This is a genomic window from Bradyrhizobium niftali, assembly GCF_004571025.1.
Taxonomy (GTDB): domain Bacteria; phylum Pseudomonadota; class Alphaproteobacteria; order Rhizobiales; family Xanthobacteraceae; genus Bradyrhizobium; species Bradyrhizobium niftali.
Map to the genome: position 1 here is coordinate 61778 of NZ_SPQT01000037.1, position 24240 is coordinate 86017.

The window sequence follows — 24240 nt, forward strand, 5'->3', positions numbered from 1 at the left end:
ACGACTTCCAACGGAGAGCCTTCATGTACATACCAACCCACTTTCGAGATGACGACATCGAGAATATTCGAGCGACAATCCGCTGCGCCCGATTGGCCAACCTAGTCACAGCGACATCAGATGGGCCACTTGCGACGCCTCTTCCGCTCTTCCTCGACGAGAGCGAAGGCGAACACGGCGCACTATACGGGCATCTGGCGAAGGGCAATCCGCAATGGCGCACGGCCCCGATCGGAGAAGCTCTGGCGATCTTTACTGGCGCAGAGGCTTATGTGACGCCATCCTGGTATCCTAGCAAGCGACAAGCTGAACATGTGGTTCCGACATGGAATTACATCGCGGTCCACGCCCATGGGCCGATTGAGTTCTTCGAGGATCCCACTCGCCTGCTTGAGGTTGTGACGCGTCTGACGAATATCCATGAGACATCACGTGCGACGCCCTGGGCCGTCAGCGATGCTCCCGCGGATTTCATCGCCGCCCAGTTGCGTGAAATCGTCGGCGTGCGCATCCCGATCACCATGGTCGAAGGCAAACGCAAGATGAGCCAAAACCGCCCCACGCCTGATCGCATTGGTATCGCCACCGGCCTAGCGGCGAGCAAACTGGCACGGGACCAGGAAGTTGGTGCTCTTATCTTGGTTCAGGACTGAGACGAAAATGTGCATGACCAGCAGCGCCGCAGCCATCTTACATCTACAGCTCTCACAAACCCCAGCGGTCGGGCCATCAATTAACTCGCGAAATTCACGAACGGAAACGTCAGCTCGGGCTTGCCGCACTGTGCAGACACTTGTCCGTATTCTGACAGAGGCACAATCTCGTGTCAGGTCCAGTACAACGCGCGTAGTAAGCGTCCAGACTCTCGAAAGCCCATCCGACTCTGCGGCTCCCTGCGCCGCCTGGGATGGCCATTGCTCAAAACAAAGCAATCCAGAAAAGAGCCGCGGAGGCAGCAATGCTCACGCTCTCCAAACTCCATCTCGCACCCGGAAGCAATTACATTGTTGAACCAATTCGCGCACAAGTGACAACGACTTGGAATGGAGACTCACGTCAGCGACGTTTTGACAGTTGCGAGCTGCGCAACTCAGTTTAGGAGCATGAGCAAGCAAGAGCCGCTACGCTTGTATATGCAGGCCAATGATTTGTCCCAGAAAGAACCGTCATCGTCATAGTGAGCGATATGCCTGTTGAGACGGAACTTGCCCGCAATCTCGGTCTCGTCAACGTATCAATCGTGGGATGATTTGTTTTCGAGGCGCGCTTCCGCGCGGCAGGGCCGGACTACATAATTCATGACCACCATAAACTATTGCCAATTCAACAGAGTTAGTGATTACAAAAGCGTGACTGAAGATCTGCCGTTTGCTCGCTCCTGCTGTCGCTTCGCGATTCGACATTCGAAGGGGTGAGCTCGGTGAGCGAGTTCTTTCGTCACTCCGCCCAACCACTGGGTCAGTTCGATGGACTCGCGCCAAATGCCACGATTCATTTACGGCCCATGATCGAGTACATGCTTGCGTTTTGCTTGGCACGATGCTTGCTGAAGATCATTTGTCCCAAGGGGTGAGGAAGAACTGCAAGGGCTTGGAAAAGCAAGATGAGCACAAACGCTTTGGTCGGAGGCGCCATTCCGAGCACCGATGTTGTGAAACGTGCAGCGCGCATCGGTGCCGAAGTCAAAAATATCAAGCTATCAGGCGACCTACCGGACCACACGATCGCCGCGATCAACAGCTTATTGCTCGAGCACAAGGTTATCTTCTTCCGCAATCAAGGCCATCTCGATGACGCTGAGCATGAGCGCTTTGCCGCTCGTCTCGGAAAGCTAGTGCCACATCCGATGCTCGGTGCTACCAAGGGGATGGCGTCGCTCCTCGAACTGGACTCCACTCGCGGCGGCGGTCGTGCCGACGTTTGGCATGCGGATGGGACCTTCGCCGACGCCTATCCTAAGATTTTGGTCCTGCGGGCCGTTGTAATGCCAATGTTCGGAGGCGACACCGTATGGTCGAACACAGCTGCCGCTTATCTTGGTCTGCCGCCGCCGCTAAAACGGCTTGCCGAGGGCCTATGGGCCGTTCACAGCAACCTCTTCGATTACGCCGGGATCGCGCGGGTCCGTGAGGTCGACAAGAAACATTTTGACGAGGTGTTCACCAGAACGGTTTTTGAGACCGAGCATCCCGTCGTACGCGTCCATCCCGAAACGGGCGAGCGGACGCTAGTGCTCGGCGCCTTGGTGAAGGACTTTATTGGAATCGGCAAATACGACGGACAAAAGCTGTTCGATCTGCTCCAGTCTCACATCACTGCGCCCGAAAACACTGTGCGTTGGAATTGGTTAGAGGGCGATATTGCGCTGTGGGATAACCGCGCAACGCAGCATTACGCGGTCAACGATTACGGGGACCAGCATCGCGTCGTACGTAGGGCCACGATCGAGGGTGACGTGCCTCTCAGTGTCGATGGCCGGAGCAGTGTAACGCGAAAGATGACCGAATAACTGCACGTCGACGCCCAGCACCCGCCGGCTGAAAACTGGGAAAAATTGGTAATCGGAGTTGTTTCGGGCAAACTCGAAAGCACACTTTGCGACGCCATATCTCAGCTCTTGATGCCAACTCGGAAGCGCTTCGCTGTGCTGGCAACTATTTAGCGTGGGCAACGGCTTCGAGGAAACCACGAGCATCACTGTCCTTCGCCGCCAGCCGGTACGTGACCTTCACGTTTCAGTTTAGAAAATCCTCGGTCAGTGGCCATAAAGCGTGCCAACATGGGGGCGATGAGTTTAGTTGGATCGACCAGTTGACCACCCTGACGCGTAAGCACTTCTGCATATGCAATGAGATCACGATGCACGGCCGCGGGCAGCTCCGCACTCACTTTGACCGGCTTGTCGTCTGGAAGCTCTCCTATTTTAAGTTTGGGCATGTTGTCACTCTCTATACGGGGCAAGTATCAGATCATGATTGACAAGAACACGAACCGGGAAACCAGGTCGTACGGTTAGAGTCGGCTGGATGTTGAGGCTTCTACGGACGATCTCCTGCCCGGTCTGGTTCAGTGAATCCGAGGCGCCGTGTCGCAATGCTTGGATGATGGCGCTGTCGTTGCTGTTGGTGTCCGAGCCGGCCCCAAGTTCGGTTCCGACCGCCAGAAGCGTCGACAGTGCCGCAGCCTTGAATAGCTCACCCCAGTGATTGTCGACCTCGTCTTCGAGGCCGGCATAGCCGGCGGCGTCCGCGCCAGGCTGCCGCTCGAGAACGATAGAACGTCCGTTTGGCATGATGAGCCTGGTCCAAACGAGCAGAACGCGCGACTGGCCGAAAGTGACCTGGCTATCGTAGAGCCCGATCAGACGCGCTCCCTGGGGCACAAGCAGAAAGCGTCCGGTCGGCGTGTCAAAGACATTCTCGGTTACCTGCGCGGTAATTTGGCCTGGTAGGTCGGATCGAATCCCGGTGATCAGGGCTCCCGGAATGACCGTCCCGGCCTGCACGATATATGGTGAAGCTGGCCTCGCGATGCGGTCAGGGCCGACCGTGCGACGGTCTACGGATGCGTTCACGAAGGCAAGCTTCCGGTCCTGACCGTTCTGCACAAATCCGTCATCGCCTGTGCTCGACGCGTTCGGCGACGTCACGCGCTCGCCGCCAGCAGTCGCAGCAACGGACGGACGCACTTCTCGACCATTGGTCGAAGCGAACAGGTGACTGATGCGAGCTGCTTCGGTCTCTTGATCCCGCCGCTGCTGGTCCGGATCAGTGCCGATCATCGGCGACTGGCCTTGAGCGGCAAGTATCGGTCGACCGAGGTCCCCGGGGAGTGGCGGACCAAGCTGCGGGATTGGCTGGCGCGGAACGCCAGCATAGTCCTTCGGCAGCGTCGTAATGCCGTCGGCAACATTGTGGTGGCCGGTGCTGTAAAGCTCATCGGCCGCTTGATTACGGGAGCGAGTGCTCTGTAGCGACCACAGGACCGCTCCGCCGATGACAAGCAGGGCAACCGCGCTCCCGCCGGCCAAGACCTTCCGCGACAACCGTGTCACGCGCGGATGCTCTGCTCTCAAGCGGAAGCTCCTGGACTGTTCCTCCTGTGTAGGCGGCGGAGCAGCTTGCTGGTGATCGGCTTCATTCCGAGTATTCATGACGACGGCCTCCCGTCGGTCCTGACAATCCTAACCTTCTGCTGGTGTTCACCGCCAAGCCGCAGTTCGGCGGCCGCAAACAGCCGATCGACGATCAATACGTTGGCGTAAGCGCGATAGTTGACGAGTTCGGTCTTGCCGTCTGGACCAATGACGAAGAGCGGAGGCATCTCGCCTTGCACGATCCCCGCCGGGAATTCGACATAGACCTTGCGGCCATCGTCATATGCGGCGAGCGGCCGCCAGGGAGGACTGTCTCCTTCGATGGCATAGCGGGAAATACGGTGAGCCGGATCTGGAAGAACGGGTTTCAGAGCGACTGAACGGGATCGTTCGCGCGCTGTTTCCGGATAGTACCAGGCAACAGACGGCATGTATGGTCGCTCGCGGGAGCGGAGCTCGATCAGGTAGGTGCGCCGATCGGTATTGACGACCAGGTTGGTCTCGATCAAGGCGCGGGTCGGCTTAACCAGGATATGGACGCGTCGCGTGTCACCGTTCCCGCTCTCGGTGTCGCCTACGACCCAGCGTACGGTATCACCGGCCGCGATCGGTCCTGATCCGGTCAACTGCTCTCCCTCCTCGAGCGCGATATCCGTAATCTGTCCCGGTGCAGCGTAAATCTGATAGAGCGCCCCGGGACTGTAGGCGTAGATTTGCGCGGCGTTGAAATACCCCCGCTTGCGCGGTTCGACCCGGGCTGCGCTGTTTGCAGCCTCAACCCGGCTCACCGGTTCAGCGTCTTCCTTCCCTCCCGACTTGCCGCCGAGAGTCGGCTTCCAGGGGGGCGGAACGTGAAGCGGTCGCGATCTGTCGTCGAGAGCCACGGGCGTCGCCGGCAGCGGAGGAACTTCAGCGTCATAGCTGATCTCCGGCGGGATGTAGGTCGCGCACCCACCGAGCAAAGACGAGCAAAGCAGAAGCGCGGATAGAAGTGCACGCTTCGAGCTCACGAACTCGGGCCAAGCCGAATTGAGCAAGCCTTGCGGAAGGGAACATTTCGAATGAATGTCAGACGGCGTCTTGGTCACTGACCCAACTCCTTTGACCAGCTGATAGCGTGGACGTAGACGCCAAGGGGATTCTTGCGCAGGCGCTCGGCATCGCGTGGTGTCTCGATCACAATCGCTAGGATTGCAGTCCAGCGCTCAGTCAAGCTCAACGAGCCGTTTTCGTAAACGCGCTGGGTCCACGCGACGCGAAAGCTCTCCGGAGATGCGCGAATGACACTCGAGACGTCCACGGAAATTTGAGTCTTGCCTAGCTTGGCAAAGGGATCATTGTTGCGCGCGTAGTCGTTGAGCGCGGCGGCGCCGCGATCGGTTGTAAAATCATAGGCCCGGAGCCAGTTTTGGCGCAGAACGATGCCGTCGGCCGGCAGACCTCTGACATCCTCAATGAACCGCGCCAGATGGTAGGCAATCTGCGCATCAGTGGGTTGATACTCGATGTTGGCCGGCGCGACCCTTTGGGCCTGGCCAAGATGGTCGACTTCGACCACCCAGGGCGTGATCGATGCCTGGCTCGATCGCCAGACAAGACTACCTGCGAGACCGGCCGATATCATCAAGCAGCCGAACGCCATCAAGCGCCAGTTCTTAGCCTGCACGCGGGCAGATCCAATGCGGTCGTCCCAAACCTGCGCTGCTTTCTGATAAGGTGTTACCGGTGCGGGCATCCGCCCGTAATGAACGGAATTTCGTTTGAACATCGAAGGTTGCCCCTGGTATCAAGTGATCGGTTTCAAGTCGTGCGATAGGTGGATCTGAGGCGCTGCTGTGCGGCAGAGATGCAGTGGTGCGTCTCAGCGTTCTCCCTCGGACAAATCGACGGAAGAACCGCTGCCACCATGATCGCCCGAGCGGACGGCGTGGCCAGCGGCCGAGGCACCATGCCGTATGGTCTCGGCACGCTTCATGCGGCGAGCCCAATCAGGCTGCCCTTCGGCCGGAGCGCTCGCGCCCTGGTCGCCCGCTTGGCTACGGCCGAAGGCAGCCGCTACTCGACGCAATGGGCTCGTCGCAGCCGAAGTGCCAGCCTCCGCGACGCCGGAAAAGCCACCGCTTCGATAGGCGGCTGTTGCTCCGCCTATAACAGCGCCGCCACCGCGCGCGGCGCCTGCAATCGCACCGCCAGCGAGACCGGCACCGCCAGTGGCAAGTCCCGCTCCAGCCGCAACAGTGCCGCCAGCAGCAAGGCCTGTTCCAATCGCGGCGCCGGCGCCGAGTTGAGGTCCGCCCGACACCAGGCCGTTTGCGATACCCGGACCGAAGATGCCGAGGCCCAGCAAGGAAAGCGCCGCGAGCACCAGCGTCATCGCGTCTTCGATGGTCGGTTGTGCACCGCCGAAACCCGCAGTGAACTGCGAAAACAGGGTGGACCCGATGCCGACGATGACGGCCAGGACCAGGATCTTGATGGCAGAAGATATGACGTTGCCCAGAACGCGCTCGGCCGCAAAGGCGGTCTTGCCAAACAAGCCAAAGGGAATGAGCACGAAGCCGGCCAGCGTCGTGAGCTTGAACTCGATCAGGGTAACGAAGAGCTGGATCGCCAGAATGAAGAAGGCGAGCAGCACCACGACCCAGGCGAACAGGAGAACGACGATCTGGACGAAATTCTCGAAGAAGCTGATGTAGCCGATCAGGTTGGAGATCGAATCGAGCAGCGGCCGGCCGGCGTCGAGCCCCACTTGGGCGATCTTTCCCGGCCGCAGGAAATCTGATGCAGACAGGCTAGTGCCGGACGCTTTCAGCCCAAGTCCGGCAAAGCTCTCGAAAACGATCCGAGCAAGGCTATTCCAATTGCCAATCAGATAGGCAAAGACGCCGACGAAAAGCGTCTTCTTGACAAGGCGCGCGATGATGTCCTCGTCGGGTCCCCAACTCCAGAAGAGCGCGGCGAGCGTGATATCGATCGCCGCAAGGGTCGTTGCGAGATAGCCGACATCGCCACCCAGCAACCCAAAGCCGTTATCGATATAGCGCGTGAACGTTTCCAGAAACTGGTCGATGATCCCCGTACCAGTCATGGCTTGCTCGCCTCAGGTTTCGGATATCCTTGCGGGATCCGGCTCTGATCCTTTGGGACCGACGCTAGGCCTGCGGCGGAATGATCATGGCCAGGAAGTGCGGCGCCGTCTTTGCTGCCAAAGAAGCGACGCCGGTTCTCGGCCCAAACCTGCTTGCAATGCTGATAGCCCGCTGCTTCCTCCGCAGTGACGCTACGGCAGCGCGCGAGGTCAGAGCTGGTTGCATCCATCGTCTGCTCCGCTTTCGGTGGCGGAGGAGGACCGTCTCCTCCACGAAGCTGAATCGTGCAGGCGGTGACGACAAACACGCCGATTGTCGTAAGCAGCGACAGCGCCTTGAATGTCCGGATGTCGGTCATTAGTGGAACATCTGCACGTTGGAAGATTGATAGCCTTGTCCCGGCGTCATAAACCGCCGGAGCTGTTCCCGCCCCTGATCCTGGGCGGAGGCGCGCTGCGCCGCTTCGAGGCTCTGCGCCCTGCCCTGTGCCGCCACGGCAGCCGTGAGATCGGCGAGTTGCTGGGCCTGGAGCGCGAGAATCTGATTGCCTGCTTGCGTCGCCTGAAGAGCACCACTGGCACCTTGGCTTGATGTCACCAATGCGGACGTCTGGATGCGGTTGGTGTCGAGATTTCCGACAACGCCAGCTTGGACGCGAAGCGCATCCTGTAATGCGGCGACTGAGTTCTGCCATCTCGACTGAGCGTTTGTGATCAACGTCTGGTTGGACACGCTGCCTGTAGCCGTCGCGTAGCTGGTCGAGAACGCGCGATCGATCTGCTGGACGTCGTAGGCGATCCGCTGGGCCTGGGCCAGCAACTGTTGTGTGCGCTGGATCGATGATTGCAGTTGCTGCAGCGAGGAATACGGCAGGTTTGCGAGATTTCTGGCCTGATTGATCAGCATCTGCGCCTCGTTCTGCAACGAGGTGATCTGGTTGTTGATCTGCTGGAGCTCCCGGGCAGCGGTCAGGACGTTCTGAACGTAATTGTTTGGATCGAAGACAATGAGCGCCCGTGCGGGCACTGTGACGGCAAGCGTCAGAGCAAGAGTGCCAGCCGTCAGCAAAAGACCAAGCTGCCTCATAGCGATTTCTCCAGATTGACGAGGTTGGGAATCAGGTCAGTGGCCCAGGCAACGCCGCGGTGCTGGAGCCATGCCGACACGAAGCCGTCCGGTCCGTGTTCGGCGAGCAGCTGGGCGATGGCGGCCTGGTCCGTCTTGGAGGAGGCTGCAGTGAAGGCGAGCGCAATCTCGCCAAGGCCAAGTTCGAACATCCGGTTGCCTCGGCGGGACTGACAGTAGTAGTCGCGCTTTGGCGTTGCCCGGCTCAGAAGCTCGATCTGTCGGTCATTGAGGCCGAAGCGGCGGTAGATGGCTGTGATCTGCGGCTCGATCGCCCGTTCATTTGGCAGCAACAGACGCGTCGGGCAGCTTTCGATGATCGCCGGTGCGATCGCAGAGCCATCGATGTCAGAAAGCGACTGCGTGGCGAAGATGACGGACGCGTTCTTCTTCCGAAGCGTCTTCAACCATTCCCGGAGCTGACCGGCGAAATCCTCGTCGTCGAGGGCAAGCCACCCCTCATCGACAATCAGGAGTGTCGGCCGGCCGTCGAGCCGGTCTCCGATCCGATGAAAGAGGTAGGCCAGCACGGCCGGCGCCGCGCTCGTTCCGATCAACCCTTCAGTCTCAAAGGCCTGAACCGACGCCTCGCCAAGGCGCTCGTATTCGGCATCGAGCAGGCGTCCGGACGGACCGCCCAGGCAATAGGGCTGCAAGGCGCGTTTTAGGGAGTTGGATTGCAGCAGAACGGACAGGCCGGTCAGGGTCCGTTCCTGCATCGGCGCCGAGGCAAGAGACGTCAGCGCCGACCACAGATGATCCTTGACCTCTGGGGTGATCTCGATCTTTTCCCGCGCCAGGATCGCCCCGATCCATTCCGTGGCCCATCCGCGCTCGGAAGCGTCGTCGATCCAGGCGAGAGGTTGCAAAGCGACGGGGTTTTCGCTTCCATCGGACAATGCGCCGCCGAGATCATGCCAGTCGCCCCCCATGGCGAGCGCGGCCGCCCGGATCGAACCACCGAAATCGAACGCAAAGACCTGAGAGTTCGGGTAACGGCGGAACTGCAGCGCCATAAGAGCGAGAAAGACCGACTTGCCAGCGCCCGTCGGTCCCACCACGAGGGTATGACCGACGTCCCCGACGTGGAGGGAGAATCGGAATGGAGTCGATCCCTCGGTCTTGCCAAACAGGAGGGGCGGTCCCTTGAAGTGCAGATCCCTTGCGTCGCCCGCCCACACAGCCGACATCGGAATCATATGAGCGAGGTTGAGGGTCGAGACCGGCGGCTGCCGCACATTGGCATAGACATGCCCCGGCAGGCTGCCGAGCCAGGCTTCGACGGCGTTCACCGTCTCGATCATGCAGGTAAAATCGCGGCCCTGAATGACCTTCTCGACCAGGCGTAGCTTTTCATCGGCGGCAGAGGGATCGCGGTCCCAGACGGTTACGGTTGCCGTGACAAAGGCTTGTCCGATTTGATCGGAACCCAATTCCTGCAGCGCCGCGTCGGCGTCGATCGCCTTGTTATGGGCGTCCGTATCGAGCAGGGTCGACGCCTCGTTGGTCATGACCTCCTTGAGAATGGCGCCAATCGACCTTCTCTTTGCAAACCACTGGCGGCGGATTTTGGTCAGCAGCTTGGTAGCATCGGTCTTGTCGAGCATGATCGCGCGAGTCGACCAGCGATACGAAAACGCCAGGCGGTTCAAGTCATCCAGAATTCCTGGAGTCGTCGTGCCCGGGAAGCCGACGATCGTGAGAACTCGCATATTGGCCGAGCCCAACATCGGCTCGAGCCCACCGGTCAGCGGTTGGTCAGCCAACAGAGCATCGATGTACATTGGAATTTCGGGCACCCGTACCCGATAACGCTTGGTCGAAATCGTCGAGTGCAGGTAGGTCAGCGTGTCCTGATCATCGAGCCAGGCGCATTCCGGCATGAACCCTTCAAGGAGCTGAAGCACGCGCGTGGTTTGGTCGGCAAACCCGCGGAGTACCTCGCGAGCGTCTGCTCCCACAGTCCGATCGCGCCCCTCGTAGAGCAGTCGCTCTGCCCTGGCGGCTCCTTCCTCCGGTGGCAGATAGAGGAAGGTCAGGAAATAGCTGGACTCGTAGTGGGCACCTGCCTCCTCGAACTGAGCCCTACGCTCGGCGTCAACCAGCGCGGATGCGACATCCGGAAACGTATTCGGAGGATAAACTCCCGCAAAATGACGCTGCGCCTCAACGAACACAGCCCAGCCTGATCCCAGTCGGCGCAAGGCGTTGTTCAGGCGCCCGGCAACAGCGACAAGTTCAGCCGGTACCGCGCTATCAAGGTCGGGGCCGCGGAATTTCGCCGTTCGTTGGAACGAGCCGTCCTTGTTCAGGATGATTCCCTCGTCGACCAGGGCTGCCCAAGGCAGAAAGTCGGCGAGACGAGCATTGGAATGGCGATATTCAGCAAGGTTCATCATGACGGAGAACTCAGGTGTTGAAATAGCCGGGAATGCGCAGATGCCGGCGCACGACATCGACGAAGGCCGGATCGCGCCTTGCGGCCCAGACGGCGGCCATGTGGCCGATGAACCAGAGGACGAGACCCGCGATCCAGAGCCGAAGTCCGAGTCCAAGCGCCGCCGCAAGGGTGCCGTTGACGATCGCAACCGAGCGCGGCGCGCCGCCCATCAGGATTGGCTCAGTGAGCGCGCGGTGAACTGGCACGACAAAGCCTGCAACCGGTTCATCCATCAGATCACCACGCCGCCGCCGAAGGAGAAGAACGACAGGAAGAAGCTCGATGCGGCGAATGCGATCGACAGACCGAAGACAATCTGGATCAGCCTGCGGAAACCACCTGACGAGTCCCCGAACGCGAGCGTGAGCCCGGTCACGACGATGATGATGACGGCGATGATCTTCGCGACCGGACCTTCAACCGACTGCAAGATCTGATTGAGTGGCTGCTCCCACGGCATGTTCGAGCCAGCCGCCCATGCCGGTGCCGACGTCAAAAGAGCCAGTCCGGACGTGGCCAGTGAAGCGACATCTCGACGAAAACGAAATTGCTGACTCATGTTAGTCTCCTGCTGATGAAACGTTGTAGTCGCCGGCGGCACCAAGCCCTGTGACGAGGGCGAGCTCAGCGAGGCGACGGTCAGCGCCGCGCCCCGCAAGCACGGCAACGAGGTTGATGGTTTCGGCGATCAAGGCACGCGGAACCGTGATGACGGCTTCCTGGATGAGTTGCTCGAGCCGCCGCAACGCACCAAGCGCACTGCCCGCGTGAATGGTCCCAATGCCGCCGGGGTGGCCTGTGCCCCAGGCCTTGAGTAGATCGAGTGCTTCGGCACCGCGAACTTCGCCGACCGGAATGCGGTCAGGACGCAGTCGCAGCGAGGAACGAACGAGATCCGATAGCGTGGCCACGCCATCTTTGGTCCGCAAAGCCACGAGATTGGGCGCCTTGCACTGAAGTTCGCGCGTATCTTCGATCAGCACGACCCGATCGGAACCCTTTGCCACCTCGGCCAGGAGCGCATTCGTCAATGTTGTCTTGCCGGTCGATGTCCCACCGGCGACCAGGATGTTCTTCCGTGCAGCGACCGCGCTCTGTAGGATCCTGGCCTGCTCCGAGGTCATGATTCCTCTGCCGACGTAGTCGTCGAGCGTAAACACGGCGACTGCGGGCTTGCGGATAGCAAAGGCCGGTGCTGCAACGACCGGAGGCAAGAGACCTTCGAAGCGCTCGCCGGTCCCAGGCAGTTCGGCCGAGACCCGTGGCGAGCCGGCATGCACCTCGGCGCCTACGTGATGCGCAACCAGGCGAACAATGCGCTCGCCATCCGCAGCCGACAGGGTCTCGCCTGTGTCGATCAGACCATTCGACAACCGGTCGATCCACAGCCGCCCATCTGGGTTGAGCATCACCTCGATGATCGCTTCGTCTTCGAGGTAGCCCGCAATCGCAGAGCCAAGCGCGCTGCGCAGCATTCGCGCACCGCGCGAACTCGCTTCCGATTGAATGAATTGGATTGCCACCGTTCGCCCCCACCGAGCGAGGACGTCCAACGAGCGTCCTCATGTGGGGATGATTAGAAAAGGCACCAATGCACTTGGCGCAACAAGCGCTTTCGGTGATCGTAGGCTGGCGTAGAAAAAGGAAGGCTGCGAACTGACATCTGACGGCTACTTAATCGTATCCGTTCGTCTCGAGTTGCTGCTCACCACTCCGCATCGTCATCCGCGGGCAGGAGAATGACCGAATCCTCATACAGCCCAACTGACCCGACAGCGTCGGTAACATCCGCCTGCTTGAAGACGAGGATTGAACTCATCCACGAAGCGATGGATCGGCGCCAGGGCAGCGCGAACCAGACCAACGTCGCTATCTGCAGTACTACGTTGAGACCGAACGCGACCTGATAGGCTTGGACGGGCCTATGGCCATCATTCGCAGACCATTGCTCCAGGATCAAGCCTGTCCCGGATTGTGCCAGAAACGCCCAGCCAAAGTGCAAGACGTTCAAAGCGCCATTGGCACGACCAGCAAGCTCAGGCGGAAAGTAATCCGCTATTACCGCAAAACTGACCACGGTCGCTGTTCCGGTAATTGCGACAATGGACCAGAGCAAAATCGACGGTAGAGGCGCTCGCAGGATCAAGGCCAGCTCGGCTGTGATGAAGAAGACTGCAACGATCGTTAGTATCGTCTCCGCGCCGATTCCCATTCGTTTGATGTGATGGACCGTCATGCCAAACAACCAGGCACCGCCGCTAAGCATGATCGACATTATGAACAGCTGTCTGACGAGACTTGCGCGATCATGCCCCTCGACGTCTGTCAGCCACGGCGATGCCCACAATCCCTGCAGGGACCAGGACGATCCAACGCAAGTCGCCGACAGCGGGGCCATTCGCCAAAGGCGCCGATCGCTAAAGACGGAGCTCAGGGTAGTGGTCGCTGTTGATGGGGCCACGCTTCGTTCAGGTACCATAAGATAGATGAGAATGGCTGTCGTACCGGTCGCGACTGCCATGATGTCAAAGAGCTGCCGCCAGCCCATCCAGGTGAGCAGGTAATCGACGGGAGCCGTGGCGGTCACTGCTCCAAGCGATCCCAACATGATCATGTACCCATTGAGCAAGGCAACTCGCTCCCTTGGGAACCAAAGGATGATCGACTTCAGTCCTGCCGTGAGCGACGCCGCGACACCAAGCCCGATCATTGCGCGCGCGATCAAAAGGGATAGGAAGCCGGTCGATACCGCGAATAGTCCGGCGCCGACTGCTGCGAGCAACAGCAAAACGCTCTGGACGCGACGCGGACCAAAGCGGTCCAATAGAATACCGATGGGGATCTGAGCTGCTGCGAAAACAAGAAAATAGACTGACGTAAGCAACCCGAGATCGGCAGCCCCAACCCCGGTATCCGAGCTGAGAGGGCTGGCGATCAGAGCGTTGATCGTTCGAAACAGATACGACAGATAGTACCCAGCTACAAACGGAAGAAAAACGCGCGCGACTCGACGACATGCTATTGAGATTTGCATGCTGACCCCATTTTGCTTTCAGCTCGTTCGAGCCGATAGCGCGTCCAGCTTTCGCCAGTTCGGCTAAATAACTGCGGTCGTAGGCTGGCGTAGAAAAAGGAAGGGCCGGCGCGGTCGCCTATCCAGGAGGCTCGGTCAGGAATCGTCGGCCGATCCCTGACCGCGGATATCTTCTGGAATCTCGCGCAGAAAGCTTTGCCCCTTTTGCAAACGACGCCCAAGCGCCTCGACAAACCCTTCAAAACGTTCCCTGCCCTTTATCTGCGCGGCCGCCTGCGCATCGTTGGGCAACGGTGGCGTGATCGTCAGCCAGAAACGAATGAAGAGGGCCAAAGTCTCGGCCGTCAAACCGACGTCGCGCTCCAGCCTCTGCATCTGACGCGAGAGCCGATCCAGGCGACGGGTGAACGCGGCCTCCCGCCTGTCTGCTCCATCCGGTGACAGAAACGAAGCAACAGCAGCTTCCACGATCGCAGACCGGGAAAGCTTTTTGCGATCGGCGAGGTCCGAGATCTGTCTCAGAAGCTCTGGCGGGAAATAGACATTCATCCGGTCGCGCATTTTTCCTCACAAGTCCATGCCGTCATTCGGGTCCATGGCGACCTGACGGGCAACACCGCGCATCTGTTGGCGTAGTAGCCGGGACTGACGGACCACGTCCTCGTCATCATCAAGAACGACGGTAAATTCCTCGGCTGGCGACGGCTCGATTGTTTCCTTGATGATCTCGACGTGATCGGGGAGTTCGGGTTCGCGACGGAGACCGCTGTTCGCCGTGTCTTCCTCTCCTTGCCCCTCGACGGTTGGAAGCGGCGCCGGCTTCAGCGGTCCAAGGGTTGACCATCCGTCCGTCCGCGATGATCGACCGGATGCCGCCGGATCGGGCGGCGGCAGGACCCGCTCGGTAAACCGCCTGTCCTCGTAATAGCGGACCTTCTTCGCCCGGATCGGCGGCGTACCCGCCACCATGACGATCTCGTCCATCGGCGGAAGCTGCATGACCTCGCCTGGGGTCAAAAGCGGCCTCGCCGTCTCCTGGCGCGAGACCATCAGGTGCCCCAGCCAGGGGTTCAACCTGTGGCCGGCATAGTTCTTCATCGCCCGCATCTCGGTCGCGGTGCCCAGCGCGTCGGACACGCGCTTGGCCGTCCGCTCGTCGTTGGTCGCGAAGCTGACCCGGACGTGGCAGTTGTCGAGGATCGCATTGTTCGGCCCATAGGCCTTCTCGATCTGATTGAGCGATTGCGCGATCAGGAAACTTTTGATGCCGTAACCCGCCATGAAGGCGAGCGCGGACTCGAAGAAATCAAGCCGGCCCAGCGCCGGGAACTCATCGAGCATCATCAGGACTCGATGCCGGCGATCACGAGCGTGCAGATCCTCGGTCAGACGGCGGCCGATCTGGTTCAGCACCAGGCGGATCAGGGGCTTGGTTCGCGAGATATCGGAAGGCGGCACGACCAGGTAAAGCGTCGTCGGACGGCTATCTGCGATCAGATCCGCGATGCGCCAGTCGCAGCGGCAAGTTACCCTGGCCACCACAGGATCGCGGTAAAGGCCGAGGAACGACATCGCCGTGGACAGAACGCCCGAACGCTCATTCTCGGACTTGTTGAGGAGTTCGCGCGCGGTCGACGCGACCACCGGATGGGCGCCCGGCTCGCCAAGGTGCGGCGTGGTCATCATCGCCTTCAACGTCGCCTCGATCGGCCGCTTCGGGTCGGAGAGGAAAGCGGCGACGCCGGCCAGGGTCTTGTCCGCCTCGGCATAGAGGACGTGGAGTATGGCACCGACCAGGAGGGAATGGCTGGTCTTCTCCCAATGGTTCCGCTTGTCGAGCGAGCCTTCGGGGTCGACCAGGACATCAGCGACGTTCTGGACATCGCGAACCTCCCATTCCCCGCGCCGGACCTCAAGCAATGGATTGTAGGCGGATGATTTCGGATTGGTCGGGTCGAACAACAGGACGCGGCCGTGCAGCGAGCGGAAGCCGGCGGTTAGTTGCCAGTTCTCACCCTTGATGTCGTGAACGATGGCCGAACCTGGCCAGGCTAACAACGAGGGAACGACGAGGCCAACACCTTTGCCGGACCGGGTGGGTGCAAAACACAGCACGTGCTCCGGTCCGTCATGGCGAAGGTAGTCGCGGTCGAGCTTGCCGAGCACCGCGCCATCCTTACCGAGAAGTCCGGCTGCTCGAATCTCTTCCGCGCCGGCCCAGCGCGCCGAACCATAGGTCTCAACATTCTTGGCTTCGCGCGCCCGCCAGACAGACATGCTGATCGCCGCCGCGATCGAAACGAGGGTCCCCGAAGCTGCGATAAATGCCCCCTCGACAAAGACCTGAGGTGCATAGGCGTCGTAGACGAACCACCACCAGAAGAAGACTGGCGGGTAATAGATTTTGAAGCCCAACAGCTCGAACCAGGGCCGCCCAAGCTCCGGTTGATAGGCGAGCCGCCAAGCCGTCCACTCGGTCGCTCCCCAGATTGCCAGCAAGACGATCAGGCCGACAACAATCACCTGTCCCCAGAGGATTTTGGTTCCGGACATCCCGACCATCCTTTGCGCAATTGAATCTGGCGAACTCAAGCTAAAGGCCAAGGTCGCGCTTGCGGCCAAAACCCCATTCGATGCCGCCGCCGTCCCTCACGGCGCCAGTGACGTGTTGGCCGAGCTTCTTTTCGAGCTCGCGTGACCAGGGCACGAGCTGGAAGCCAAGACCGTTGTCGATCATGGCGAAGCGTCCCGAGGCGAGCGTCAGCCGCTGGCGATAGGTGCCCGCCACATGCTCCCCGGAGCTTGGCTTAAGGAGAGGCAGGCCGGTGTCAGCCGAGACTTTTGCGACCACCTCGTCCAGTTCACGTCGACGCAACGTGTCCAGGAGGTCGCGCTGCAGGATGATGCGTTGGCCCTGCCGCCGCGCCAAGCCGTCCTGGATCAGATGCTCGGTACGGGCTTCCATGGCATCGCGGGTCTCGCGGCCAAATCCGCCCATGGCGAGCGGCGTCGGGTCGCATTCGACCAGCCTGTGGTCGAGCCAGGTCGCCCCTTTTGCAGTGATCTGTCCCCTGAGATCGAGATCGGAACGGGTTGCGAGTACCAAAGTGGGACGCGGATCGCCGGCTTGACCGAAGCGGCGGACTTCAACGATACCGCCGTTCGGCGGTGCATGTTCGAAGGCCTCGACCCCGCGGAAGCGGACGTGGTGCGCACGTCCGTCTGTTCCGTCGATCAGGGCGTAGGCCTCGCCGGTCAGCTCATCATGCAATCCCCGATCGACCAACCGTCCGACAATCTGGGACGATGCTTGTCCACCTTCGATGGCGAAGTCGGCAACCCCGCGCGTTTCCCCACGCTCTGTAAAGGCGCGGTGCATGGTCTTGATGATGTCGCCGCGCATACCGAGGTCGCGCAAGCTGCGCTCAGCGTCCAGCCCAACCATCCATTCCCCCGGCGCGGCGGATGCAGCAAGGCCCATCTTCTCCAGGTGCTGAAGACGACCGACCATCAGGCGGCGGATCTCGAGATCTGACTTGGCCGGCTGCTCCGGGCGTAGATCGATATAGCCGGTCTCATCTGCCGCCAGCCGGATCTCCCGATCGAGCCGCGTCCATCGCTCTGCCGTGACTTCTCTCTCCAGCGAATTGCGGATCTCATGCTCCGGTTTCGGCCCCAGTTCGATCGCGACCAGTTCCTCGGCGCGCGAGCGCAGGCCCCGACTGATGTAGTCGCGGGAGATCACGAGATCGGCTCCTTCCTCATCGACTCCCCGAACAAGAAGATGAACGTGAGGATTGTCCGTGTTCCAATGATCGACGGCCACCCAGTCGAGCCGCGTGCCGAGATCAGCCTCCATCTGCCTCGCCAGGTCACGGATGAAGGCCTTGAGGTCCGTCATGTCGCCAGCGTCCTCTGGCGAGATGATGAACCGGAAATGATGCCGGTCGTCCTTACAGCGCTCTGCAAAAGCCGCTCCGTCAGCGCGATCGCTGCCGGCATCGAACATCTCGGCGCGCTCACCATCCCGGGTCACGCCGTCACGCTTCAGATATGAGAGGTGAGCCGTTAGTGGTGCTGAGCGGAAGGCTCGCCCTTTCTGACGAACCACGCGCGCCTTCACCACAGCGCGCCGTGTCGGGCTGAACAATCGGGCTCGGCTAAAAGATAGCCGGCCGCGGCCGAACGTCGAGCGCCCGTAGGTTACAGAACGCCTGCCAACTGCCGCCACACCCGAGGTATGTCCAGCTTTCTTCGCAGCGCGCAGCACCTGGTTGATGAAGCTCTTCTGCTTCGGCGCGCGGGTACTGCGGATGCGTCCGGGCCGAACACGCAGATCACTGTCGCCTGCGGTCATGGCCGGGCTTCCCAACAATCAAAAGCGCACATGGTGCCGAACAGGCCTTTGATTGCATTCGTCAAAATGCAAAGCGCGGCACGCGCCCCGACCGACCGGCACGCCGGAACCCAAGCCATGTCAATGGCTTGCGGTTCGACCGGCGAGCCCCTTTTATCTCGCTGCCGTCCTGCCGTCGTGGTTTCCCGGCCGCTGATTCCCGCGGCCCAACCTCCAAGCCAACTCGGTGCTCGCGAAGCCCCCACTGCTTCCGAGCGCTTGCGATAGCGATCGTTACCCGAAGGGCCGAGACACCCGAAGGGTGGCTCGGTGAGGAGCGAAGCGACGAGTAGAGCGCGGGCCGAAGGCATCGCCCATACGCCATCAACACGCGGCACCTGCTTGGTGAAGCACGCGAAGGCTTGCGAACCCGCGCACTTGGTCATTGCGATACTCCCGCATCCGATCGAGGGACGAACACGCCAATAGGCCGGGGGACCATGGGCGAAACATCGGGCGCAGAGATTGCAGTCGTGACGCCGCCCGACGGCATGAGCGCCGGCAACCGAGCGCGTGTTTTCATGAGACCGGATCGCGTAACGAATAGCGTTGCAGCTGCTGCTGACTGTCCGCTGGACGGCCATCTCGGCGGCAATTCGATGCCAAGTAGATTTGCAAGCTTCGCGACGTAGGCTCGCGTCTCCTCTGGCAAAGAGCCGCCTGCGAGATGCTCTTCATAGCGAGATGGTCCCGCGTTGTACGCGGCAAACACGCCAGGCGAGCCATACCGATCGAGCAGTTCGCGCAAGTACGCCGTGCCGGCCAGAATGTTGTCGTGCGGGTCGTAGGGGTCGTTCCCCAGATTATAGCGCTCGCGAAGTTCCGCCCAAGTCGCCGGCATGATCTGCATTAGGCCCATTGCGCCTTTGGGCGACTTGGCGTGCACGTCTCTAGCGCTTTCGACGTTAATGACCGAACCGATCCAGTTCACCGGAATTGCAAAACGCTTCGAGGCTTCGTCGACGAAAGCTGCAAACGGGTTGCTTGCCTGAGCAACCGCTTGAGCTAACACTGATCCACTCTCGGCTAGAGCAGCACTGTCCGACGCAACGAAAACAAGCAGCAGCGACACGACAGCCCAAACACGCACGCCCGACCGAGCCAAGCATGCCGGCGTGCTCCCGCCCGTCCAGAGGAACGCCGCTTCGCGCCGGCCATGCGGCCGCCCTTGACTGCCGCGGCGCGCGTCGGCTCTGCAAGCGTTGGTCGGGACGGAGGAATGGTCCCGCGATCGATCGAACAGAGGAATGTCGGAGTAAGAGCGTGGAACACGCACGATCACTCCTCCCACGTCCACATCGGCAGCGCACGGCCGATCACTGCCGACGCCGGCAAGAATCCAAAATATCGGCCATCAAGAGAGTCGTGAGACTGCCAGTTCATGAGAAAGAGCTCGCCGTCTCCGACCACGCGGCAGCCCTGCCACTTCGGCAGCGGCCGGCCGCGTCTGTCGCGATCCCTCGCCTCGCCCACGGCGATGTCGTCGACCGAAATCGTGAGGCCGATTCTGCAAACACTCTGCCCCGGCAGGGCGAGCACGCGCTTGAGCATGGGGACGCCGATGGGCAAATAGCCGTTAAGATCGAGGAAGGTCGCGAGCGGCTCCGGCGGCTGCACGGCGACCAACTCAGTGACATTGAATTGTTCCGCCGGTCGCAAGCGATAGAGGCCGATCGGCACGCTCGCGGATGCATTCCAGATGTAGAGCGGAAGCGGCTCCAGGGCGATCGTCGCGACGAGCGCAGCAGCAGCCACAAAACTCGCGGCCAGCGTATTCAGGCGTCCCGTCATCGCATTACCCTCTGACGGTGAAGCCAGGCTTGGTGGCGCGCTTTCGTATAGGGACGCGGGTTCTCGTTGACGGACAGACGGTTATGAACGTGATGCCAATGATCAGGCGCAACATCAGCGGGATCGATGCTGAGGGCCTCGACGGCATCGACCATCTGCAGCACCCGTTCGACCTTCGGCCAACCAGACAGCCGCAGCAAGATCTGTCCGCCGGGCTTCACGTACGGTACAGTCGAGCAGCGCTGTCCCGGCGCGACCGCGCGCAAGATGTCGATCCGAGAAATGATTGTCCCAAAGTCGTTGGAGGTCCAACGGACGAAGGCAAAGATGCTACCGGGCGCAAATGACAGGACACGCCGGTAGCGATCAAGCTTCCGTTCCTTGACGATACGACCAAACCGAACGCGGTTTTCGATACGCTTCTCGAGCCACAACACTTCCACTTCCGTGAGATCGCTCATGCGGCGGCTCCATGACGCTGGAGCTGGTAGCCGTGAGCTTGAGGCTCGGCGGAGAGTGTGCGTGGCCCGCAAGGGCGAGCTAGACTGACGGACCGCCGTTTCCGGGCGCCGCCAACGCGGCTTTCCGCCTGGTCCGTTAGAAGAAATCCGAAGGATTTCTGGTTAGTAAAGTTAGAGCGGCCGGAAAGCGCGGAGAAACAAGCGCTTAAGTCCGATTCCGGTCCCCGATAGCACGAGGATCGGGTCCCCGATAGCACGAGGGTTGCGGTCCCCGATAGCACGAGCTGATTCACAGGTTGTCCTCCGAATTTGGAATGAGACCGCGCCGACCCAGGCGGGCCGTTAAGGGAGCAACAGGCGTTGGCGTGAAGTTCAGGTGGTCGATGCCGTTCGGGTCGCGCGTGAGCACGAGCTGATAGCCGGGCAATGTCTGGCGCTGGACGATCTGGCGCACGTCGTAAGCAAAGTGCTTGAGCGGCGAGAGAATGCCGGACTTGGCATGGAGATGCGCAAGGTCAAAGCTCCAGCCGCCATCCTGGCGTCCGCCGTGCTTGCGTACGAGGCGGTAGAGCCAGCGCTCAAGTCCACCCGTCAGGTCGAAGTAAGCGCGGTCGATCGTCAGCACCAGCGCGTCGTCGATAACGCCGGCATAGAACCAATCCGGCAGAATCAGTTCGAGACCAAATGGACGTCCATTTGCATCGGCCGTCTCTTTCCACTCGTTGATCCAGGAGAAGCGGTGTCGCCGTCGTTCTGTCGGCTGACGGATCGATGTCAGCACGGTCGTTGACTGAAGTCTGTCCAGACCAGCCTTCAGGCGGTCGTAGTCACGTGCGCTGGTGCCGCGGCCCACGAACGTCAAAATCTCGTAAGGCGTTGCAGCCATTAAGCGTGACGTCTTCAAGCCGGCGTCGCGGGCTTCGACGATCTGGGACGCGGCCCAGATCAGAACGTCTGCATCCCAAATGGTCGCCATACCGTGTTCCGGCACGGCTTCGACACGAATTGCGATCGCGCCGGCACGGAAATCGATCGGCACGATCCGCCTGGTCTTTGCGAGCGAGAAGAACGGATATGCCATCAGATCCTGCGCGTCGCGGGGCGCAAGGTCACCGGGCAGCGCCCGGAAGAGCTCAAGCTGATCGCGCTCGGAATGGAGTTTGCGCCGCATGATCACAGTCCTTCCGTGGTGATCAGCGACGTTCCTGGCCCGCATATGGGCGCAGCGCGGGATGCTTCTTGGCCGGCAGCACCGTTCCCTTGCCGGGGTCGGAGGTCGATGTCTTGGCGCCCCGGTCGGCCCATGCTTTCAGGTCATCGACGGCGTAGACAACACGTCCACCGATCTTCCGATACGTCGGCCCGGTGCCGTACGTGCGGTGCTTCTCCAGCGTGCGGCCGGACAGGCCAAGATAGCGCGCCGCCTCAGGTGTACGCAGAAATCGCGGGGGAAGACCGGCCATCGGATCGGGCATTTGAGAACTCCAGGAGGACAGCGCACTACGCTTGGCTAGGCCGGCGTGTGTGCGGTCATCATGGAGAAGCGCGATATCGGAGGGGGATGCCGAATATGGAGGGGGCGATTTTCGGCACCCCCGGGGATGCGTTACTCGTCCTTGCGCCCGGGGCGCAGAAGTTTGCGGTAACCACCGCGCATCAACGCAAGGCCGCCTTGCACCAGGCGGATTGTTCGATTGCGCAGATCATGCGTCTTCCAGGCGCGGTCGGGGATGCGCTTTTTGCCGAACAGAGCTTCGGCGATAACGCGGTAACTGCCGCCGGCGCTATGCGCATCGAGCGCGCGGATTGCGGCACTCAGACGTTCGCGCCGCTGTTTGGATAGCGTGTGAAATGCCGGACCTGGCGCGCGTCCATTCATCGCGCGCCACAACCGGCGCGCTGCATACGCACGTGCGCCGAAATCGCCATCAAACGGCAGTTCGGCTGCGTATGACGCGCCGAGCACCGGCGGCTCTTTGGACCAAAGACGGTGATCGACCGCACCGACGCGCAGCACGGCGTGCCAGCCGTCGACAGCGCGTCGCACCTGGCCAGCTGTAAGCTCAAGCAGTGGCTGAGACGCCGACACGAGGTCGGCCGCCGAGGCAACCTTGACCGGAACGACCGCCGCTAAAACCTCAGGCGCCCAAAAGATCGTCTGCTCGTCGAACGACCTCTGCGGGGTATGGGCGAAAGCAGATACCCCATTTCCTCCTGAATTCCTCGGTCACTGCACCGTCTGGGCTGCTTGCGATCATCGCTTCGTACTCGCGTCGATAGTCGGCGTTGCGGCGGAGACATTCCCAGGCGATGTCGGTGACGTCCGCATCTTGTAGGCTCTTGTAGGATTCCGGCGACCGCCAGTCGAATTCAGGCATTGCTTCCGCCCCATTGCACGCTGCTAACAACGATTGCGCCGCAATAGGTATGAACGAAGCGGTTGTAGGAAGCCCCTACTTTGGCACCACGTGGTGCACTGGATTGACCACCAATCAGCAAAAGAAGATAGTTCTGCCTGCGAGTCGGCAGCCGGTTATTTTCTTCTATTTGGAGCCGGTGCCACGTAATAGGCGGCCCTTCTCCGTCACCCATTTGGCGCGCGCAAGATGACTCTGATATGCGCGCCGCGCACGGTCCGGCTCTCGCTCGGGGTCCATATGCAAGACCACTCGAGCCACTTCACGCCAGTCCGCCCCCTCGCCCTCCGCCTGCAGGAGGCGCATGTACGTGACGACATGCTGTTCGTCATACGCAGTCAGCAGCGGCTCATTCGGCGCACTGTCAGCTACGTCTGGATCTTGGGATGGCTTCTGCATCATACCCGCTTTTAGAACGCCTATAAGCTACGCCATGGTTTGGTCGCAATCCAGACCTCCGCTTCCGGTTGGAATCCTGAATATTCGTTCGGTAGATCGGCGGCCGAGTTCGGTCGCGCGCGTAGCGCCGCCACACTCGATAGCATGTTCGGACACGAATAGGAACGATCGTTCCTAGAACGATCGTTCCGGCTCAGTTCCCATATCGCCATGGATCTCAAAGAGATCATGGCTGTGAACCTGCGTCGGAAACGCCACGATCTACAAATGACGCAGGAGGAGTTGGCCGAGCGCGCGGGTTTGAGCGCCCGTTACGTCGGCGCCATCGAGCGCGGCGATGTATCAGCAAGCGTCACCGTGCTCGGACAAATTGCTGAAGCATTGGGGGTCGAACCGGGGGACCTGCTCAAAAAGGCTGCGCGGCTTAGCAAATCGTAAGCCCCTTCAGGCCGATCGCGAAGCGCCCCGCCCGGCGGACCGGACGGGGCCTGGTGGGGCGCTCTTACTCGCCGGTCTTGCGCGGCCGCGACCAGAGCAGGGTGTAGCCTTCACCGCCTTCGTCGTCGAACAGGTTCGCGTAGATCGGCGCGTTGAACGAGGGGTCGTCGAGCTTGAGCGAGAGGTAGTCGCGGCCTTCCTCGGAACGCTTCGACCAGGCTGCGCCGATCTCGACGTTATGCGGTGCACCGCATAAGACCGATTATGCGTAGCGCGGGATTATGCGGAGTCGTTGGCTGGCAGCCCGGTTTTCCAGGGCTTTTGCCGCTGTGTCGCTCCGCATAATAACGGGGCCGCTGTCCGCGGCGCCCCGCGTGTTTGCGAGACGCCGCGGTGTTGGTCAGCGCGACCAGATCAGCGCGCACTCGCCATCGTCGCCTTCGAAGAGGTTGGCGTAGATCGGCGCGGTGAAGGACGGATCGTCGAGCTTGACCGAGTGGTAGGTGCGGTTGTCCTTCGAGGTCCGGCGCCAGGCGGCACCGATCTCGACGCCT

27 protein-coding genes and 1 pseudogene are annotated in these 24240 nt (G+C 60.9%); 3 read left to right on the top strand and 25 right to left on the bottom strand.

Translation table 11 applies throughout. From position 1 onward, the window contains the following. Positions 1-23: 23 nt before the first annotated feature. Both E4K65_RS40720 and E4K65_RS40730 read left to right on the top strand, forming a co-directional pair. Complete coding sequence (locus tag E4K65_RS40720) at positions 24-653, top strand: FMN-binding negative transcriptional regulator (RefSeq protein ID WP_135178888.1); 630 nt, start codon at positions 24-26, stop codon at positions 651-653. Between the two features lie 950 nt (positions 654-1603). Further along, on the top strand, positions 1604-2509 hold the full coding sequence (locus tag E4K65_RS40730) for a TauD/TfdA dioxygenase family protein (protein WP_135178889.1): 906 nt from the start codon (positions 1604-1606) through the stop codon (positions 2507-2509). Between the two features lie 185 nt (positions 2510-2694). Here E4K65_RS40730 and E4K65_RS40735 read toward each other — a convergent pair whose 3' ends face one another. The 23 genes from E4K65_RS40735 to E4K65_RS49115 all read right to left on the bottom strand — a co-directional run bounded on the left by E4K65_RS40735 (position 2695) and on the right by E4K65_RS49115 (position 23248). After that, positions 2695-2937 (bottom strand): DUF2274 domain-containing protein, encoded by a 243-nt coding sequence (locus E4K65_RS40735; RefSeq protein ID WP_135178890.1) that lies wholly within the window; start codon positions 2935-2937, stop codon positions 2695-2697. Between the two features lie 4 nt (positions 2938-2941). Continuing rightward, positions 2942-4153 carry a TraB/TrbI/VirB10 family type IV secretion system protein gene (locus E4K65_RS40740; RefSeq protein WP_135178891.1) on the bottom strand — a complete coding sequence of 404 codons (1212 nt, stop codon included), beginning with the start codon at positions 4151-4153 and terminating at the stop codon, positions 2942-2944. Continuing rightward, positions 4150-5184 carry a P-type conjugative transfer protein TrbG gene (trbG, locus tag E4K65_RS40745; protein ID WP_167771554.1) on the bottom strand — a complete coding sequence of 345 codons (1035 nt, stop codon included), beginning with the start codon at positions 5182-5184 and terminating at the stop codon, positions 4150-4152. The genes E4K65_RS40740 and trbG overlap by 4 nt, the downstream gene beginning before the upstream one ends. Further along, positions 5181-5864 (bottom strand): conjugal transfer protein TrbF, encoded by a 684-nt coding sequence (trbF, locus tag E4K65_RS40750; protein WP_135178892.1) that lies wholly within the window; start codon positions 5862-5864, stop codon positions 5181-5183. Before trbF ends, trbG begins: the two co-directional genes overlap by 4 nt. Positions 5865-5957: 93 nt before the next feature. Then, positions 5958-7184, bottom strand: coding sequence for a P-type conjugative transfer protein TrbL (trbL, locus tag E4K65_RS40755; protein ID WP_135178893.1), 1227 nt, complete (start codon positions 7182-7184; stop codon positions 5958-5960). Continuing rightward, positions 7181-7543 carry a putative entry exclusion protein TrbK-alt gene (gene trbK-alt / locus E4K65_RS40760; protein ID WP_135178894.1) on the bottom strand — a complete coding sequence of 121 codons (363 nt, stop codon included), beginning with the start codon at positions 7541-7543 and terminating at the stop codon, positions 7181-7183. The genes trbL and trbK-alt overlap by 4 nt, the downstream gene beginning before the upstream one ends. Next, positions 7543-8271, bottom strand: coding sequence for a P-type conjugative transfer protein TrbJ (trbJ, locus tag E4K65_RS40765; RefSeq protein ID WP_135178895.1), 729 nt, complete (start codon positions 8269-8271; stop codon positions 7543-7545). Before trbJ ends, trbK-alt begins: the two co-directional genes overlap by 1 nt. Next, positions 8268-10709: a conjugal transfer protein TrbE gene (gene trbE / locus E4K65_RS40770; protein ID WP_135178896.1), complete on the bottom strand. Its 2442-nt coding sequence runs from the start codon at positions 10707-10709 to the stop codon at positions 8268-8270. The genes trbJ and trbE overlap by 4 nt, the downstream gene beginning before the upstream one ends. A 10-nt stretch (positions 10710-10719) precedes the next feature. Then, complete coding sequence (locus E4K65_RS40775) at positions 10720-10983, bottom strand: VirB3 family type IV secretion system protein (protein WP_135178897.1); 264 nt, start codon at positions 10981-10983, stop codon at positions 10720-10722. Continuing rightward, on the bottom strand, positions 10983-11309 hold the full coding sequence (locus tag E4K65_RS40780; protein ID WP_135178898.1) for a TrbC/VirB2 family type IV secretion system protein: 327 nt from the start codon (positions 11307-11309) through the stop codon (positions 10983-10985). The genes E4K65_RS40775 and E4K65_RS40780 overlap by 1 nt, the downstream gene beginning before the upstream one ends. 1 nt (position 11310) lies before the next feature. Further along, on the bottom strand, positions 11311-12225 hold the full coding sequence (gene trbB / locus E4K65_RS40785) for a P-type conjugative transfer ATPase TrbB (RefSeq protein ID WP_167771555.1): 915 nt from the start codon (positions 12223-12225) through the stop codon (positions 11311-11313). Positions 12226-12455: 230 nt separating this feature from the next. Next, the gene (locus E4K65_RS40790) at positions 12456-13784 is read right to left on the bottom strand and encodes an MFS transporter (protein WP_135178900.1); all 1329 of its coding nucleotides are present in this window, start codon (positions 13782-13784) and stop codon (positions 12456-12458) included. Between the two features lie 135 nt (positions 13785-13919). Next, the gene (locus E4K65_RS40795; protein ID WP_135178901.1) at positions 13920-14345 is read right to left on the bottom strand and encodes a CopG family transcriptional regulator; all 426 of its coding nucleotides are present in this window, start codon (positions 14343-14345) and stop codon (positions 13920-13922) included. 6 nt (positions 14346-14351) lie between these two features. Next, positions 14352-16337 carry a conjugal transfer protein TraG gene (locus tag E4K65_RS40800; protein ID WP_135178915.1) on the bottom strand — a complete coding sequence of 662 codons (1986 nt, stop codon included), beginning with the start codon at positions 16335-16337 and terminating at the stop codon, positions 14352-14354. 40 nt (positions 16338-16377) lie between these two features. After that, complete coding sequence (locus tag E4K65_RS40805; RefSeq protein WP_135178902.1) at positions 16378-18141, bottom strand: relaxase/mobilization nuclease domain-containing protein; 1764 nt, start codon at positions 18139-18141, stop codon at positions 16378-16380. Between the two features lie 421 nt (positions 18142-18562). Continuing rightward, the gene (locus tag E4K65_RS40810) at positions 18563-19252 is read right to left on the bottom strand and encodes a lytic transglycosylase domain-containing protein (RefSeq protein WP_135178903.1); all 690 of its coding nucleotides are present in this window, start codon (positions 19250-19252) and stop codon (positions 18563-18565) included. 206 nt (positions 19253-19458) lie between these two features. Beyond that, positions 19459-19971, bottom strand: a complete 513-nt coding sequence (locus E4K65_RS40815) for a S26 family signal peptidase (protein ID WP_135178904.1) — start codon at positions 19969-19971, stop codon at positions 19459-19461. Further along, positions 19968-20432, bottom strand: coding sequence for a DUF2840 domain-containing protein (locus E4K65_RS40820; RefSeq protein ID WP_135178905.1), 465 nt, complete (start codon positions 20430-20432; stop codon positions 19968-19970). Before E4K65_RS40820 ends, E4K65_RS40815 begins: the two co-directional genes overlap by 4 nt. Before the next feature lie 289 nt (positions 20433-20721). Further along, a complete protein-coding gene (locus E4K65_RS40830) occupies positions 20722-21603 on the bottom strand; it encodes a replication initiator protein A (protein WP_135178907.1) in 882 nt (293 codons plus the stop codon). A 22-nt stretch (positions 21604-21625) separates the two neighbouring features. Continuing rightward, entirely contained in the window at positions 21626-21907 is a 282-nt protein-coding gene (locus tag E4K65_RS40835; protein WP_008561544.1) for a helix-turn-helix transcriptional regulator, read from the bottom strand. Between the two features lie 131 nt (positions 21908-22038). Further along, positions 22039-22449: a DUF2285 domain-containing protein gene (locus E4K65_RS40840; protein ID WP_347340983.1), complete on the bottom strand. Its 411-nt coding sequence runs from the start codon at positions 22447-22449 to the stop codon at positions 22039-22041. A 121-nt stretch (positions 22450-22570) separates the two neighbouring features. Continuing rightward, complete coding sequence (locus tag E4K65_RS40845; RefSeq protein ID WP_135178909.1) at positions 22571-22810, bottom strand: transcriptional regulator domain-containing protein; 240 nt, start codon at positions 22808-22810, stop codon at positions 22571-22573. Positions 22811-22975: 165 nt separating this feature from the next. Beyond that, positions 22976-23248, bottom strand: a complete 273-nt coding sequence (locus E4K65_RS49115) for a DUF2285 domain-containing protein (protein ID WP_135178910.1) — start codon at positions 23246-23248, stop codon at positions 22976-22978. A 210-nt stretch (positions 23249-23458) separates the two neighbouring features. Between E4K65_RS49115 and E4K65_RS40855 the strand changes: the two genes are divergently transcribed. After that, positions 23459-23686, top strand: a complete 228-nt coding sequence (locus E4K65_RS40855; RefSeq protein ID WP_050385492.1) for a helix-turn-helix domain-containing protein — start codon at positions 23459-23461, stop codon at positions 23684-23686. Between the two features lie 64 nt (positions 23687-23750). On the opposite strand, the pseudogene E4K65_RS40860 reads toward E4K65_RS40855, so the two are convergent. Both E4K65_RS40860 and E4K65_RS40865 read right to left on the bottom strand, forming a co-directional pair. After that, positions 23751-23918 (bottom strand): annotated as a pseudogene (locus E4K65_RS40860) (DUF736 domain-containing protein); the annotation flags it as partial. Between the two features lie 168 nt (positions 23919-24086). Further along, positions 24087-24240: DUF736 domain-containing protein (locus E4K65_RS40865; protein WP_135178911.1), on the bottom strand; the 154-nt coding region annotated here is incomplete at its 5' end.